Consider the following 13,596-nt stretch of genomic DNA (forward strand, 5'->3'; position numbering starts at 1 on the left):
TGATCTTCGTGGTCCCTTGATCGAGCCGCTCCACGGGCGTCCGGTTGACCGGATTTCCTTGCGGTGGAAGGGACTTGGGGATCCGGTTGTCCACAGGAATCCACACCCCCGGATGGTTATCCACAGGCTGTGCGGAAGATCTGTGGACATCGGAATTGATCACTTCGAATTCGACTCGCAGCACACGGGATTCCCGTGACAAACCTCACTTACGCCCACTTTCGAGTGGAAATGCTTCGCTCCAAAGAGTTGCGAGCGGGAAACGAGTGGACGACGGGCGGCCTGCGCTCCGGTGGACGCGATGGGGTCTTCAGGCCGATTTGTCGACTCGATCGCCTTCTTCTGTCGACTTGTCCCCAGGTCGAGATGCGGACCTGTGGATAACGCCTGTGGATAACGAAAATATGCAGGTCGGACTGACCGAAAGGATTCTAGGCCCGCCGCGGCCCTAGAACCGACCGTCCTGGCAGCGGGCCACCCAGTCGGCCGCGGACGCGAACTCCTCGTCCGACGTGCCCTTCAGCAGGGGCCGCAGGTTCGCCGTGGCCGCGTCCGCGCGCGGGTACGAACCGAGGAAGCGCACCTGGAGGCAGATCCGCTTGAGCCCCATCAGGGCCTCGGCGACCCGGCGGTCGGAGATATGGCCCTCGGCGTCGATGCAGAAGCAGTAGTTGCCGATGCCGGCACCGGTGGGGCGCGACTGGAGCAGCATCAGGTTGATGCCCCGGGTGGCGAACTCACCGAGCAGATCGCGCAGCCCGCCGGGGTGGTCGTCACGCTGCCACAGCACGATGGACGTCTTGTCCACCCCGGACGGCGCGGCGGGCCGGGCGGGCCGGCCGACCAGCACGAAGCGCGTCTGGGCGTTCTCCGCGTCGTGGATGCCGGTCTCCAGGGCCTGGAGGCCGTACCGGGCCGCCGCGAACTCGCCGGCGAAGGCGGCGTCGTACCGGCCCTCCTGCACCAGGCGCGCGCCGTCCGCATTGGAGGCGGCGGACTCCCAGACGACGTCGGGCAGATTCGCCTTGAGCCAGTTGCGCACCTGGGGCTGGGCGGCCGGGTGGGCGGTGACCGTCTTGATGTCCGACAGCTTCGTACCCGGTCTGACCAGCAGCGCGAAGGTGATGGACAGCAGCACCTCGCGGTAGATCATCAGAGGCCGGCCGGCGACCAGTTCGTCGAGCGTGGTGGTGATGCCGCCCTCGACGGAGTTCTCGATCGGCACGAACGCGGCCTCGGCCTCCCCCGCGCGCACCGCGTCGAGCGCGGACTGCACCGACACGTACGGGATCAGCTCCCGGGTCGCGGCCTCCGGAAGAGTGCGCAGGGCGACCTCGGTGAAGGTGCCCTCGGGGCCCAGATACGCATAGCTCGCTGGCATGTCCTCACCCTAATGGGCCTCCGGAAAAGCGGCTCGCACGTCTCACGCCGCCCCACCGGGCCGCGCGCCCCTGCGGCGCGCCCTCCGGCCCCCTCACGCCTCCAGCAGGTCCTGGCCCACGTACGTCCCCTCCGCGGCCCCACCCGGCACCGCGAACAACCCGCTCGCCTCGTGCCGGATGAACGGGGACAACGCGTCCCCCCGGTCCAGCTTCCGCTGCACCGTGACGAAGCCGCGCAGCGGATCCGCCTGCCAGCAGACGAACAGCAGCCCCGCGTCCGGCACCCCGTCGGGGCCGATGCCGTCGTGGTAGGAGAACGGCCGCCGGAGCATGGCGGCGCCACCGTTCTGGTCGGGCCGGGTGATCCGGGCGTGCGCGTTGATCGGGACGACAAGGCTGCCCCCGGCGTCCGTCTTCTCCAGGTCCATCTCCGTCGTCTCGGAGCCCCCCGACAGCGGCGCCCCGTCGGCCTTGCGGCGTCCGATGACGTCCTCCTGCTCCTTGACCGAGAGCTGCTCCCAGTCGTCGAGGAGCATGCGGATACGGCGTACGACGGCGTAGGAGCCGTCGGCCATCCAGGCGGGGCCGTCCGCGCCGGACGCCGGCACGAAGATCCGTTCGTCGAAGTCCGGCTCGGCCGGCTTCGGATTGCGCGTGCCGTCGATCTGGCCCATCAGATTGCGCGCCGTCATGGGGTGCGAGGTGGCCCCGGGCGAGCGGTTGAAGCCGTTCATCTGCCAGCGGACCCGGGCCGCGCCGCCCGCGTCCTGCTGGATCGCGCGCAGCGCGTGGAAGGCGACGAGCGCGTCGTTCGCGCCGATCTGCACCCACAGGTCGCCGTTGCTGCGCGCCCGGTCGAGCTGGTCGGAGGAGAAGTCGGGCAGCGGGTCCAGCGCGACCGGGCGCTGCTTCTCCAGCCCGGTACGGCCGAAGAAGCTGTGCCCGAAGCCGAACGTGACGGTCAGGCCGGACGGCCCGGCGTCGCGCGCGACATCCGTGTCCCGCTCGGCCGACGGCTCGCCCGCCATCAGGCGCCGGGCCGTCTGCGACCAGCGGCGCAGCAGCGCGGCGGCCTCCTTGCGGCCCGCGCCCGCGGCCAGGTCGAAGGCGACGAGGTGGCCGCGGGCCTGCAGCGGGGTGGTGATGCCGGGCTGATGTTTCCCGTGAAACATCACCCGGTCGGCGCCCACCGAGGTGAGCGGCGTCGCCGGCGCGGGCGCCGCGGCGTATCCGACGGCACCGCCCGACGCCCCGAGCACCAGCCCGGTGGCGCCGGCGGTGCCCAGCAGGGTCCGCCGCGAGATGCCCTGGCCGGCGGAGGTGTTCCGGGCGGTGTCCCCGTCCGGCCCCGTGCGGGACGTCCGGGCGTGCGGAACGGACTGGTCAGCCGTGTGGTCAGCCATGGTGGGGGTCAGCCGATCTGCGCGTTCTTGGAGACGGTCGTCTGGTCGATGTCGGAGGTCCGTACGGTCACGGCGATCTTCCAGTCGCCCGCCATGGGGATCTGCACTCCGCTCGCCGTCCAGTGCCCGGTGGTGATGTGGTCCGGGACCACGGGCAACGGCCCGATGTCCTTGGCCTCCAGGGTGAAGGCGACCTTCACCTCGGGGATGTCGAAGGCACGGCCGTTGGGTCGCTGCACATAGACATGCATCTCGTTGCCGCCGACCTGGGCGGGGTCGATGTCGAGCCGTACGACACCCTTGCCGTCCGCGCCGCCGGTGTCGAAGGCCATGTCCAGCGTCAGCGCCCCCGTGTCGGCGCCCGCGGACGAGGACGAGGCGGCCGCTTCGGCCGCCTCCACCGTGCGTCCCGGCTCCGTCGCGGTCAGCGCGGTGGTCACCGCGAGCAGCACGACCGCGACGCCCGCCTCGGCCAGCACCGAGCGCCGCAGGCCGTGGCGGACCGGATCCGCGTCCCGGACCCGCTTCTGCCGCGCGGCGTCCACGGCGGCCCGCTGCCGGGCGAGCTGCGCCGACCGCTTCGGATCCCCGGCACCGCCGCCCTTGGCGTCGCCGTTCCTCGCGGTCTTGGTGGCCTTCGTGTCGCCGCTTCCCTTGCCCTTGCCGCCGTCCGACGCGGCTCGCGCGCCGCCACCGGAGCCCGCTCGCGCCGTGACCCGCTCCCGCTGCTTCCCGCGAACGGCGGTCACGGAGTCCGCCAGCCGCGCGGTCCACCGCCGCGAGATCCAGGCGACACCGACCAGCAGCGCCACGAGCCCGACCTTGACCAGCAGCAACTGGCCGTACCGCGTGCCGGTCAGCGCCGACCAGGAGCCGACCTGCCGCCACGACTGGTACAGGCCGGTCGCCACCAGCGCGATCACGCTGCCGAACGCGACATGCGAGAACCGCCGTACGGCGGCTGCGTCCACGGGCAGTTCGGCGGGCGCCCGGTACAGCGCGACGAGCAGGGCGCACAGCCCGCCCAGCCAGGCCGCCACGGCGAGCAGGTGCACCACGTCGACCGGCATGGCGATCCCCGCCTGCAACCCGGCCGAGGCGTGTTCGGACATGGCCCAGGTCGCGGCGATCCCGGTGGCCACGACGCCGCCGCCGACCGCCAGCCCGAAGGTCAGGTCCCGCTTCTCCTCCTCGTCCCGCTTGTCGTACGCCCCGAAGAGCACGGCGATGAACAGCGCGCCCGCCGCGATCAGCAGCAGCCGGGACACCAGGGCCGCGCCCGTCTTGGTCTGGAGCACCTGCCCGAGCAGGTCCAGGTCGAAGACGTCGCCGAACTTCCCGGACGTCGTGTACGAGCCGCGCAGGAGCAGCAGCCCCAGGGTGGCCGCGGTCAGCGCGACCCAGCCCGAGACGACGAGCCGCTGGACGGCCCGTACGCCGGAGCCCCGCGGCCAGCAGGTCAGGACGAAGGCGGCGCCGCCGACCAGCACGATGAAACCGGCGTACGACACGTACCGGCCGAAGCCGTACAACTGGCCCACGACCCCGTCCCCGGCCGTCCGGTCGGACAACGCGACGGAGGTGGCGGAGGGAGCGCCGATGGAGAAGGTGTAGGCGCCGGCGACGGGATGGCTGTCGGCCGACACGACCTGGTAGGTCACCGTGTACGTGCCGTCGGGCAGGCCGGAGTGCAGTTTCACGGCGTACGTCGTGCCGCTGACGGCGGTGGCCGGGCCGGTGTCGGCGCGCTCGCCCTTGGGGCCGAGCACCCGCAGCGAGTCGTCCGTGACCGAGACGGGTTCGGAGAAGCTGAGCGAGATCCGCGCCGGGGCCTTGTCGACCACCGCCCCCTGCTGGGGGTCGCTGCCGGTCAGCGCGGCGTGCGCGGAGGCCGGCGCGGCGCCGGCGAACAGCAGGCCGGCGGCGGCCAGGAGCAGCAGCACCAGGCTTCCGACACGGGAGGCGATGGTCTGGGTCAAGGCGGTCCCTCCCTCAGTGCCCGGTCTTCGGGTTGTATGTCGCGGGCTTCACCGGCATGTCCACCGTCACGGGGTCGGCGGCGGCGAAGTGCAGTTTCACCGAGACCGTCTCACCCTGCCTCGGCTTGCGCTTCAGCTTCTCGAACATCAGGTGGCTCCCGCCGCTCTTGAACACGAGTTGACCGTTCGCGGGCACGGGGACCTTGCTGACCTCCTGCATCCGCTGCCCGACCGTCTCGTGCAGGGTCACCTCACCGATGTCGCTGGTGACGGAGGTCAACTGGGCAGCCCGGCCGCCGGTGTTGGCGATGGTCAGGAACCCCGCCGCCATGGAGTCCGAGACGGGCTGCGGCATGTAGGCGGAACTGACGGAGAGGGCCGCGGCCGCGTCGTCGGCGTCCGCGCCGCAGCCGGCCAGGGCGAGCGACCCGGTCAGCAGCAGCGCGGTGAGGGCGGTGCGGGACCTCACGGGGCTTCCCCCGTGACGAGCTTGGGGAGGTCCTTGGTGTAGTCGTCGACGGTGGCCTCCTCGCCGTAGACCACGTAACCCGCGTCGGTCTCGGGGGAGAAGGCGATGACCTGGGTGCCGTGCGTGGAGACGATCTTGCCCTTCTCCTTCTTCGGCGGGTCGATCGAGATGCCGAGGCTGCGCGCACCGGCCTGGATGGTGGAGAAGTCGCCGGTCAGGCCCACGGCCTGCGGGTCGATGCCCTTCAGCCACTTGCCGAGCGCGGACGCGGTGTCCCGCTCCGGGTCGGTGGTGACGAACACGACCTGGAGCTTGTCCTGCTCCGCCTCGGACAGCTGCTTCTTGGCGACGGCGATGTTGTTCATCGTCAGGGGGCAGACGTCGGGGCAGTTGGTGTAGCCGAAGTAGATCAGAGTCGGCTTGCCGGCGGTCTCCTCGCGGAGGTCGTACGCCTTGCCCCGGGTGTCGGTCAGGACCAGGTCCGGCTTCTCGAACGGCTGGTCGAGAACGGTGGCGGCCTTGTCGGAACCGGGCTCCTCGGACACCACGGTGATGGGTGACCCGCTGTCGTCGCCGCTGCCGCAGGCGGACAGGGTCAGGGTGGCGGCGGCGAGCAGCGCGGCCGCCGCGAACGTCTTCTTACGCATAGAGATAAGTCCCAGAACTTCCGGTCGGTCGGGTCTGCGGCACATGCCGGCGCCGGACGATGCCTTCGGCGTCGCCGGGCACCGGCGTGTGCCCGCGGAGCGGTGCGGGGATCAGGCGTCGCTGCGCCGGCGCCCGGCCAGCACGCCGTACGCCACACCCGCGGCGCCGACCACGATGCCGACCACGCCGAGGACGCGGGCGGTGGTGTCCGTGCTGTCGGCGGGCTCCTCGGCGGCCGCGGTCGTGGCGGAGGCCGAGGTGTCATCGCTCTGTTCGGCGCTCTTGTCGGCCTCGTCCTCCGGCCCGGACGAGCCGTGGCCGTGACCGCCCTCCTCGGCCTCGGAGAGCTTCAGCACGGGAGCGGGGTTCTCGGGCTCCTCCTGGCCCTCCTGCGGGACCTCGATCCAGCGGACGACCTCGTCGTTGGAGTAGGTCTGGATCGCCTTGAACACCATCTCGTCGGCGTCCTCGGGCAGCGCGCCCACGGAGACGGGGAACTTCTGGAAGAAGCCGGGCTCCACGCCGTCGCCCTCGGCGGTCCAGGTCACCTTGGTGACCGCCTCGGTGATCTGCCGGCCGTGCGCCTCGATCGGCTTGTCCAGCTTGGACTTGGTGACCTTGATGTCCCAGCCCTGGACCGGCTGCGGCATCACCGAGGACAGCGGGTGCTCGACCGGGAAGTTGACCTCGAGCTTCGTGGTCGAGGCGTTGTCGCGCTCGTTGGGGACCTTGAAGCCGATGGTCGCGTAGTCGCCCTTGGCGGCCGCACCCTCGGGCTGCACGCTGACGTGCGCCAGGGCGGGGGAGGACAGGACGACGACGGCCGAGGCGGCAAGGGCGCCGACGGCGGCGATACGGGAAGCCTTCATGAGCGGTGAGCACTCCACTTCGATTGACGATCCGGGATGACGATCCGGTGGCAAAGAGGGGTACGCGCGCGTGGCGGTGCCCGTTGAGGACTCCCCCGGGAAACCGGGCCGGAAATCCGGGCGCACGGGTACACGCGCGTGCCGCGCGACGGCGGCACCCTCCGGCCGGATCCGTCCGCTCCGCACGGATGCGGGGGATCGAGTGGATTCGAGCGGTGTGGCGGTCGCGTCGCGTCAGGCGGCGAGAGCGAACGCGGCGGCGGGCGGGCCGCGCCGGACGACCGTGTGCTGGAGTGCGGCGGTGCGGGGCTCGGGGCCCGTCGAGACGGCCGCCCGCCGGAAGCGCGGGCCGGCCTCCGGAGCCTCCGGGAGCCCGGCACGCAGAGCGCGCACCAGCGCGAGCGCCCCGCGCAGGGACCGGACCAGCGCTCCCTCGGTGACCGAGTACGCCGAGAGTTCCGTCAGACGCAGCAGGGCGAGGTCGCCGCGGCGCAGCAGCCAGCCGGCGGCCATCGCCGCGAGGACATGGCCGAGCAGCATCGGAACGGACGGCAGCAGCGAGGCCGGCGAGTCGGCGGCGGTCGAGACGGCGTCCGCCGGGTGGTGGGCGCCGCTCGGGGCCGGGGCGATGCGCGCGTCGGCGAGGATCCGCCGGGCCTGCGCCGGGCTGATCGCCGCGGCCGTGGTTCCGCACACCAGCCGGGCCGCCCGCTCGACCAGGGAGGCCTCGTGCGCCGACTTCACGGCGGCCGCCGTGGCCCCCGTGCCGTGCTGGGCCAGCCCGAACAGCATGTGCAGCAGCGTCTGTCCGACCGCGAGCAGTGCCGCGATCCCCGCCGTCGAGCGCATCCGTCCGGCCAGCGGCGCGGCCACCACGACCACCGCGAGGAAACCCGCCCCGAGCGTCCACAGCGGAACCGTGGCGCAGGACGCGAACGCGTGCCCTCCCGCGGACAGCACGACGCAGACCGCGGCGAACACCGCGGCCCGCAGAATCCGGAGGCCGGCTCCGGAGCGCACCGTGCGCGGATCGGGGGCAGTCATGGCGCGCTCATCATCCCATTGGGCTCATCGCGCCCCCACGGCAGGTCCGCAAGGTTCCCTACGATCCGGAAGATCCCGCTCTGCCCCGGTCCGGGCCTGTCCGGGCCCTGTCCGGCGCCCCTCTGGCACACCCCGGTCGCACATACACCGTTCGCCACCCGGGGCGCATCCACCATATGGGCGGCATCACGTCGGATCCGCGCTTACACAGGGGTGCGCGCGGCAATACGTAACGGTATGTCGAGCCGCGGCCGGGAGGCTGGAGCATGAGCATCTGGTGGTCACTCCATCTGCGGCGCGAGGCCGCGAGCGTGCCGCTCGCCCGCCGGCTCCTGCTCGGCACGATGGAGACGGCCGGTGTCGACCCCGACGTCTCCTACGACCTGTCCGTGGCGCTCACCGAGGCCTGCGCGAACGCCGTCGAGCACGGTGGGGACACCGCGCACGGCCGTTCCACCGGGGCGTACCGGGTCACCGCCTATCTCGACGGTGAGAAGTGCCGGATCGAAGTCGCCGATTCGGGGCCCGGATTCACCCGGGTGCAGGCCACCGCCGTGCCCGCCCGCGCCGACGCCGAGCACGGCCGCGGTCTGTGTCTGATCGAGGAACTGGCCGATCACGTCCAGATCGGCACCAGCCCGGGGCTCGGCGGGGCCGTCGTGAGCTTCGACAAGATCCTCAAATGGCGCGAGAACTCGCCCCTGCTGACGGCCTCCTGAATCCGGCTGAAGCCGGCGGCCCGGTCCGCACGGCGACGGCCGGGCACCCGATCGGTGCCCGGCCGTGGACCGGACCCCGGAGCGCGAAGCCCCGGAGCCCGCCACCTCTGAAGCCTGCCGACCCCGAGGTCGGTCAGCTCCTGAGGTTCATCACCTCTTGAGGTCGGTCAGCCCTTGAGGGCGGCCATCCACTCCTCCACCTCGGCGGAGCGCCTCGGCAGACCCGCGGACAGGTTCCGGTTGCCGTCCTCGGTGACCAGGATGTCGTCCTCGATGCGGACGCCGATGCCCCGGTACTCCTCGGGCACCGTCAGGTCGTCCGCCTGGAAGTACAGGCCGGGCTCCACCGTCAGGCACATCCCGGGCTCCAGGACACCCTCCACATACGTCTCGGTCCGCGCCGCGGCGCAGTCGTGGACGTCCATGCCGAGCATGTGGCCGGTGCCGTGCAGCGTCCAGCGGCGCTGCAGGCCCAGTTCCAGCACCCGCTCGACCGGGCCCTCGACCAGGCCCCACTCGACGATCCGTTCGGCCAGCACGCGCTGCGCCGCGTCATGGAAGTCGCGGTACTTCGCGCCCGGCTTCACCGCCGCGATACCGGCCTCCTGGGCGTCGTACACCGCGTCGTAGATCTTCTTCTGGACCTCGCTGAACCGGCCGTTGACCGGCAGCGTGCGCGTGACGTCCGCGGTGTAGTACGTGTGCGTCTCCACACCCGCGTCCAGCAGCAGCAGGTCACCGGAGCGCACGGGCCCGTCGTTGCGCACCCAGTGCAGGGTGCAGGCGTGCGGTCCGGACGCGCAGATGGAGCCGTAGCCGACGTCGTTGCCCTCCACGCGGGCGCGGAGGAAGAACGTTCCCTCGATGTAGCGCTCGGAGGTGGCCTCCGCCTTGTCGAGGACCTTCACCACGTCCTCGAAGCCGCGCACGGTCGAGTCGACCGCCTTCTGGAGCTCGCCGACCTCGAAGTCGTCCTTGACCAGGCGCATCTCGGAGAGGAAGACCCGCAGTTCGTCGTCGCGCTCGGCGGTGACCTTGTCGGTCAGGGCGGCCTCGATGCCGGCGTCGTAGCCGCGCACGACCCGGACCGGCCCGGTGGCCTCGCGCAGGGCGCCGGCCAGTTCGCGCACGTCGGAGGCCGGGATGCCGTGCAGCGTCGCGGCCTCGGTCAGCGAGTGGCGGCGGCCCACCCACAGCTCGCCCTGGCCGGAGAGCCAGAACTCGCCGTTCTCGCGGTCGGAGCGGGGCAGCAGGTAGATCGTCGCGGTGTGGCCCTCGGCGCCGGGTTCGAGGACCAGTACGCCGTCCTCGGTCTGGTTGCCGGTGAGGTACGCGTACTCGACGGAGGCCCGGAAGGGGTACTCCGTGTCGTTGGAGCGGGTCTTCAGATTGCCCGCGGGGACGACGAGGCGCTCGCCCGGGAAGCGCGCCGACAGGGCGGCGCGGCGGGCGGCGGTCTCGGCGGCCTGGGCGATCGGCTGCAGGTCACGCAGCTCCGTGTCGGCCCAGCCGGTCCTCATGCTCTCGGCGAGTTCGTCGGAGACGCCCGGGTACAGGCCGTTCTTGCGCTGCTTCATCGGCTCCGCCGACTCGGTTTCCGAGGTCTCCGGGGTCTCCGGATTGAGCTCGTCCGCCACGGTCATCCTCCTCGATACGGCACTGGACCCCCACCATCGTACGTTCGCCCGCTCGGGAGCCCTGGGCCGCGACCGTGACCGCCTCACTCGAAGCGCGCGGCCAGCAGGACCACGTCCTCCTCGCTGTCCACCGCGTCCGCTCCGTCCGGCAGGACGGTCCGCAGCACGTGGTCCACGATCGCCTCGGGATCGCGCCGTTTGGCGCGGGGCAGACCGGCCGCCGCGGCGTGCAGCCGGGCGAAGGCGCGGTCCACGGAGTCACCGGTGCGCTGGAGCAGCCCGTCGGTGTACAGCAGAACCGTCTCTCCGGGTTCGGCCTGCACCTCCACGCTCGGCGCCTCCCAGCAGGCGAGCATCCCCAGCGGCGCCGAGACGGAGGTCTCCACGAACTCCGTGCGCCGCTCGCCGATCAGCAGCGGCGGGCTGTGCCCGGCACCGGCCAGCGTGATCTTGTGGAGGGCGGGCTCGCAGTAGGCGAACAGCGCGGTGGCCGAGCGGGCCGGCTCCGTCAGCCGCAGCAGCAGCTCCAGGTCGGACAGGACGGCGACGGGGTCCTCGCCCTCCATCACCGCGTACGCCCGCAGCGACGCCCGCAGCCGTCCCATCGCGGCGACGGCGCTGGGCCCGGAGCCGGTGACCGAGCCGACGGTGAGGCCGAGGGCGGCGTCCGGCAGCGGCAGCGCGTCGTACCAGTCGCCGCCACCGCTCGGACCGGTGCGGTGCCGGGCGGCGAGCTGGACGCCGGAGACGCGCGGCAGCCGGGAGGGCAGCAACTCCTCGGCGATCGTCGCCATGCACGCGCGCGTGCGCTCGACCTCCAGGAGCCGCGCCAGGTGTTCGGTGGCGTACCGGGTGTAGAGGCGGACGAGGTGCCGGCGGCGCTCGACCGGTTCGGCGGGTTCGTCGTAGAGCCAGACGGCGGCGGCGAGCCGGCCGGTGCGCTCGGAGGACAGGGGGAGGGCGTAACTGGCGGCATAACCGAGGCGGGCGGCCACCTCGCGGTGACGGGGGTCCAGCCCCTTCTCGGCGAACAGGTCGGGCCGCACGATCTCGCGGACGGCGCGGGCCGGACCGGCCGGTGCGTCGAGCAGTTCGCCGTGGGGCGTCGCGCCGCGCGGCACGGTCTCGAGGTGCCCGATGTCGGCGTGGTTGAGGCCGAGACCCACGGTGGAGCGGGGGCCCAGTCCGTCGGCGGGTTCCAGGACGGCGAGACCGCGCCGGGCGCCCACCAGGGCGGCACCGGCGCGCAGCACTTCCTCGAGTGCCTTGGGCAGCGTGTTCGTGCGGGCCAGGCGTTCGGTGAGTTCGTGCAGGGTCGTGAGGTCCGAGACCCAGCCGGCCAGGCGGTCCTGGAGGAGCGCTCCCGGGCCGTTGGCCACGGGGTGCGCGACCGGGGCGGAGGGGGCGACAGTGTGTGCCGGTGCGGGAACCGTTGAATCGATTCCGGCCACTTTCGGAGGGTGCGGGGCGTTCATGGCGTCCGGCTTTCCGACCGGTGCGTTTTGCTCAAAAGCATCGCGAACCCCCATGTCATTCTGCGCCGCTAGCAGTGTCTCCACATGTACACGCACTCGTGAGGAGATGTCCAGCATTGTCCTGCCGGGATTCCTGGTGTCCGTGAGGTCGTGGTGTTCCCGGGTCGGATCTCCCGGGATCTCTTGCGGAAAACGGAAGTTGGCTGAAAACTGCCTCGGGTAAGGGATTATTGCGGTCGACTGGGCTTGCTCGACGGAGCGTCACAGCGGTCGTGATGGGTACGTACTCGGAGAAGGCCAGGGGTGGTTGGGGACCACCCGGAACCTGGCGACGGACCCGGGCGTCTTAACCACCGACGACCGAGCCCCATCCTCCCGTGGCGGCGGCGGAGAGAAATACGCGGGACGGCAAACGCCATACTTCGCCACCCCACGCCGGCCCATGCTTGTGCCAGACGCGGTATGGGCGCGAACGCAGCCAGCTCGGCCCATAGGGGTTCCCCGTGCTCGGGAGCGCGGGTGTGATGCGCCATTAGGTACGCACAGTGAAGTGATCGACACATGATGTGATGTGGTCCACGGTGTTGCCAGGCGTGCAACGGAAAGGAACGAGCGCTCATGCGCGAGATCCTCGGAAGGCGACGCAGGCTCCTGTCCAGGCGGAACAACGGGAGGCCTGAGGTGATCAGCGCGGCCCTGACCTTCGCGACGGAATGGAAATGGCCCGTACTCCCGGGCGTCACGGCGGACCCGCAGGGCCGGTCCCGCTGCGGCTGCCCCGACCCCGAGTGCACGGTTCCCGGAGCGCACCCCTTCGACCCCGGCCTGCTCGCGGCCACCACGGACGAGCGCATGGTGCGCTGGTGGTGGAGCAACCGGCCCACGGCTCCGATCATCCTCGCCACCGGCGGCACGGCGCCCTGCGCGGTCAGCCTTCCGGCTGCCGCGGCCGCCCGCGCCCTCGACGCGCTCGACCGCACGGGGATGCGTCTCGGCCCGGTGCTCGCCTCGCACACCCGCTGGGCCCTGCTGGTGCGGCCGTACTCCATGGAGCAGTTGGGCGAACTGCTCTACGCCAAGGACTTCGTGCCCGGCTCCCTGCGCTTCCACAGCGAGGGCGGCTATCTGGCCCTGCCCCCGTCCGAGACGGGCCAGGGGCAGATCCGCTGGGAGCGGGCGCCGCTGCCCGGTTCGGCCGCACCCTGGGTGCCCGACGTGGAGGCCGTGGTGGACGCGGTGGTCGAGGCCCTCACTCGTACGGGTGTGAGCGCGCCCGAGTTCTAGGGGTGTCGGGCGCGCGCGGAACGGAGCGTCCGATCGGCTCGTTATCGTCCCTTTCATGAATGTCCGCCTGCTCGCCCTCGCGGGCGTCGTGACGTGCGTGATCGCACTGCCACTGGCCATGGCGTCCGCGGGGCCCGTGGGCGACCCGGACCCCGCCCCCGTACGCCCCGGCCCGCGCGGAGACGCCAAGGGGCCCGACGCCATCGCGCCCCGCGCCGGCGCGGGTGCCGACGGCGCCGCGGCGTCCGGGGGCTCCCCGTCGCTGCTCGGTCTGGGCCTGGCGACCGCCGCCCGCTGCGGTCCCGAACTCACCTCCCCCGGCGGCATCGAGGCGCAGACCTGTGTCCTCACGCAGGGCGAGGAGACCTGGGCGCGCAGTTACTACCGCAACGCGACCGGTGAGGCCCTGGACGCGGTACTGAGTCTGCTCGGGCCCGGAGACCGCGCGGTGCAGATGCGGTGCGCCGTGGACGCGGACGACGAGCCGGCGAGCTGTGAGACACCCCGCGAGCGGACCCGAGGCGGTCCGGCGGCGTACTCGGCGATCGCGGAGTACGCGGCACGCGGCGGACAGGGGCCGCTGCTGCTGCGCTCGGGCAGCAACTCGGCGCCGCCTACGGGCGGTTGATGCCCGACGCCGTTGCGTGAGCGGCACCGGACACACAAAGACCCGGTTGCTGGCGACGG

Annotated in this window: 12 protein-coding genes; 3 read left to right on the forward strand and 9 right to left on the reverse strand. The window is 72.0% G+C overall.

Features of this window, described 5'->3' with window-relative positions:
• Nucleotides 1–448 precede the first annotated feature (448 nt).
• From pheA to DN051_RS20190, 7 genes are all read right to left on the reverse strand, one after another.
• Nucleotides 449–1,381, reverse strand: a complete 933-nt coding sequence (gene pheA / locus DN051_RS20160; protein ID WP_053759344.1) for a prephenate dehydratase — start codon at nucleotides 1,379–1,381, stop codon at nucleotides 449–451.
• A gap of 93 nt (nucleotides 1,382–1,474) precedes the next feature.
• A complete protein-coding gene (gene efeB, locus DN051_RS20165) occupies nucleotides 1,475–2,785 on the reverse strand; it encodes an iron uptake transporter deferrochelatase/peroxidase subunit (RefSeq protein ID WP_053759345.1) in 1,311 nt (436 codons plus the stop codon).
• Between the two features lie 8 nt (nucleotides 2,786–2,793).
• A complete protein-coding gene (locus DN051_RS20170; RefSeq protein ID WP_112439229.1) occupies nucleotides 2,794–4,764 on the reverse strand; it encodes a copper resistance CopC/CopD family protein in 1,971 nt (656 codons plus the stop codon).
• Between the two features lie 13 nt (nucleotides 4,765–4,777).
• Nucleotides 4,778–5,233, reverse strand: coding sequence for a copper chaperone PCu(A)C (locus tag DN051_RS20175; protein WP_053759347.1), 456 nt, complete (start codon nucleotides 5,231–5,233; stop codon nucleotides 4,778–4,780).
• Nucleotides 5,230–5,880 (reverse strand): SCO family protein, encoded by a 651-nt coding sequence (locus tag DN051_RS20180; RefSeq protein WP_053759348.1) that lies wholly within the window; start codon nucleotides 5,878–5,880, stop codon nucleotides 5,230–5,232. Before DN051_RS20180 ends, DN051_RS20175 begins: the two co-directional genes overlap by 4 nt.
• 111 nt (nucleotides 5,881–5,991) lie before the next feature.
• Entirely contained in the window at nucleotides 5,992–6,750 is a 759-nt protein-coding gene (locus DN051_RS20185; RefSeq protein WP_112439230.1) for a YcnI family copper-binding membrane protein, read from the reverse strand.
• Nucleotides 6,751–6,984: 234 nt separating this feature from the next.
• Complete coding sequence (locus tag DN051_RS20190) at nucleotides 6,985–7,794, reverse strand: hypothetical protein (RefSeq protein ID WP_053759350.1); 810 nt, start codon at nucleotides 7,792–7,794, stop codon at nucleotides 6,985–6,987.
• Between the two features lie 266 nt (nucleotides 7,795–8,060).
• Between DN051_RS20190 and DN051_RS20195 the strand changes: the two genes are divergently transcribed.
• Nucleotides 8,061–8,513, forward strand: coding sequence for an ATP-binding protein (locus DN051_RS20195; RefSeq protein ID WP_053759351.1), 453 nt, complete (start codon nucleotides 8,061–8,063; stop codon nucleotides 8,511–8,513).
• A gap of 167 nt (nucleotides 8,514–8,680) precedes the next feature.
• Here DN051_RS20195 and DN051_RS20200 read toward each other — a convergent pair whose 3' ends face one another.
• Complete coding sequence (locus DN051_RS20200) at nucleotides 8,681–10,156, reverse strand: aminopeptidase P family protein (RefSeq protein ID WP_053759352.1); 1,476 nt, start codon at nucleotides 10,154–10,156, stop codon at nucleotides 8,681–8,683.
• A gap of 77 nt (nucleotides 10,157–10,233) precedes the next feature.
• Nucleotides 10,234–11,742, reverse strand: a complete 1,509-nt coding sequence (locus DN051_RS20205) for a PP2C family protein-serine/threonine phosphatase (RefSeq protein ID WP_079000941.1) — start codon at nucleotides 11,740–11,742, stop codon at nucleotides 10,234–10,236.
• Nucleotides 11,743–12,243: 501 nt separating this feature from the next.
• On the opposite strand from DN051_RS20205, the gene DN051_RS20210 reads away from it, so the two are divergent.
• A complete protein-coding gene (locus tag DN051_RS20210; protein WP_053759354.1) occupies nucleotides 12,244–12,909 on the forward strand; it encodes a bifunctional DNA primase/polymerase in 666 nt (221 codons plus the stop codon).
• Nucleotides 12,910–12,964: 55 nt separating this feature from the next.
• Nucleotides 12,965–13,537, forward strand: coding sequence for a hypothetical protein (locus DN051_RS20215; protein WP_053759355.1), 573 nt, complete (start codon nucleotides 12,965–12,967; stop codon nucleotides 13,535–13,537).
• Nucleotides 13,538–13,596: the final 59 nt, after the last annotated feature.

The organism is Streptomyces cadmiisoli (assembly GCF_003261055.1).
Lineage (GTDB): Bacteria > Actinomycetota > Actinomycetes > Streptomycetales > Streptomycetaceae > Streptomyces > Streptomyces cadmiisoli.

What these genes read in the sequence shown, in the direction of transcription:
- DN051_RS20210 (WP_053759354.1), top strand. Translation starts at nt 12,244, where the DNA reads ATGCGCGAGATCCTCGGAAGGCGACGCAGGCTCCTGTCCAGGCGGAAC.
- DN051_RS20190 (WP_053759350.1), bottom strand. Translation starts at nt 7,794, where the DNA reads ATGACTGCCCCCGATCCGCGCACGGTGCGCTCCGGAGCCGGCCTCCGG.
- DN051_RS20215 (WP_053759355.1), top strand. Translation starts at nt 12,965, where the DNA reads ATGAATGTCCGCCTGCTCGCCCTCGCGGGCGTCGTGACGTGCGTGATC.
- efeB (WP_053759345.1), bottom strand. Translation starts at nt 2,785, where the DNA reads ATGGCTGACCACACGGCTGACCAGTCCGTTCCGCACGCCCGGACGTCC.
- DN051_RS20195 (WP_053759351.1), top strand. Translation starts at nt 8,061, where the DNA reads ATGAGCATCTGGTGGTCACTCCATCTGCGGCGCGAGGCCGCGAGCGTG.
- DN051_RS20205 (WP_079000941.1), bottom strand. Translation starts at nt 11,742, where the DNA reads ATGCTGGACATCTCCTCACGAGTGCGTGTACATGTGGAGACACTGCTA.
- DN051_RS20185 (WP_112439230.1), bottom strand. Translation starts at nt 6,750, where the DNA reads ATGAAGGCTTCCCGTATCGCCGCCGTCGGCGCCCTTGCCGCCTCGGCC.
- pheA (WP_053759344.1), bottom strand. Translation starts at nt 1,381, where the DNA reads ATGCCAGCGAGCTATGCGTATCTGGGCCCCGAGGGCACCTTCACCGAG.
- DN051_RS20180 (WP_053759348.1), bottom strand. Translation starts at nt 5,880, where the DNA reads ATGCGTAAGAAGACGTTCGCGGCGGCCGCGCTGCTCGCCGCCGCCACC.
- DN051_RS20200 (WP_053759352.1), bottom strand. Translation starts at nt 10,156, where the DNA reads ATGACCGTGGCGGACGAGCTCAATCCGGAGACCCCGGAGACCTCGGAA.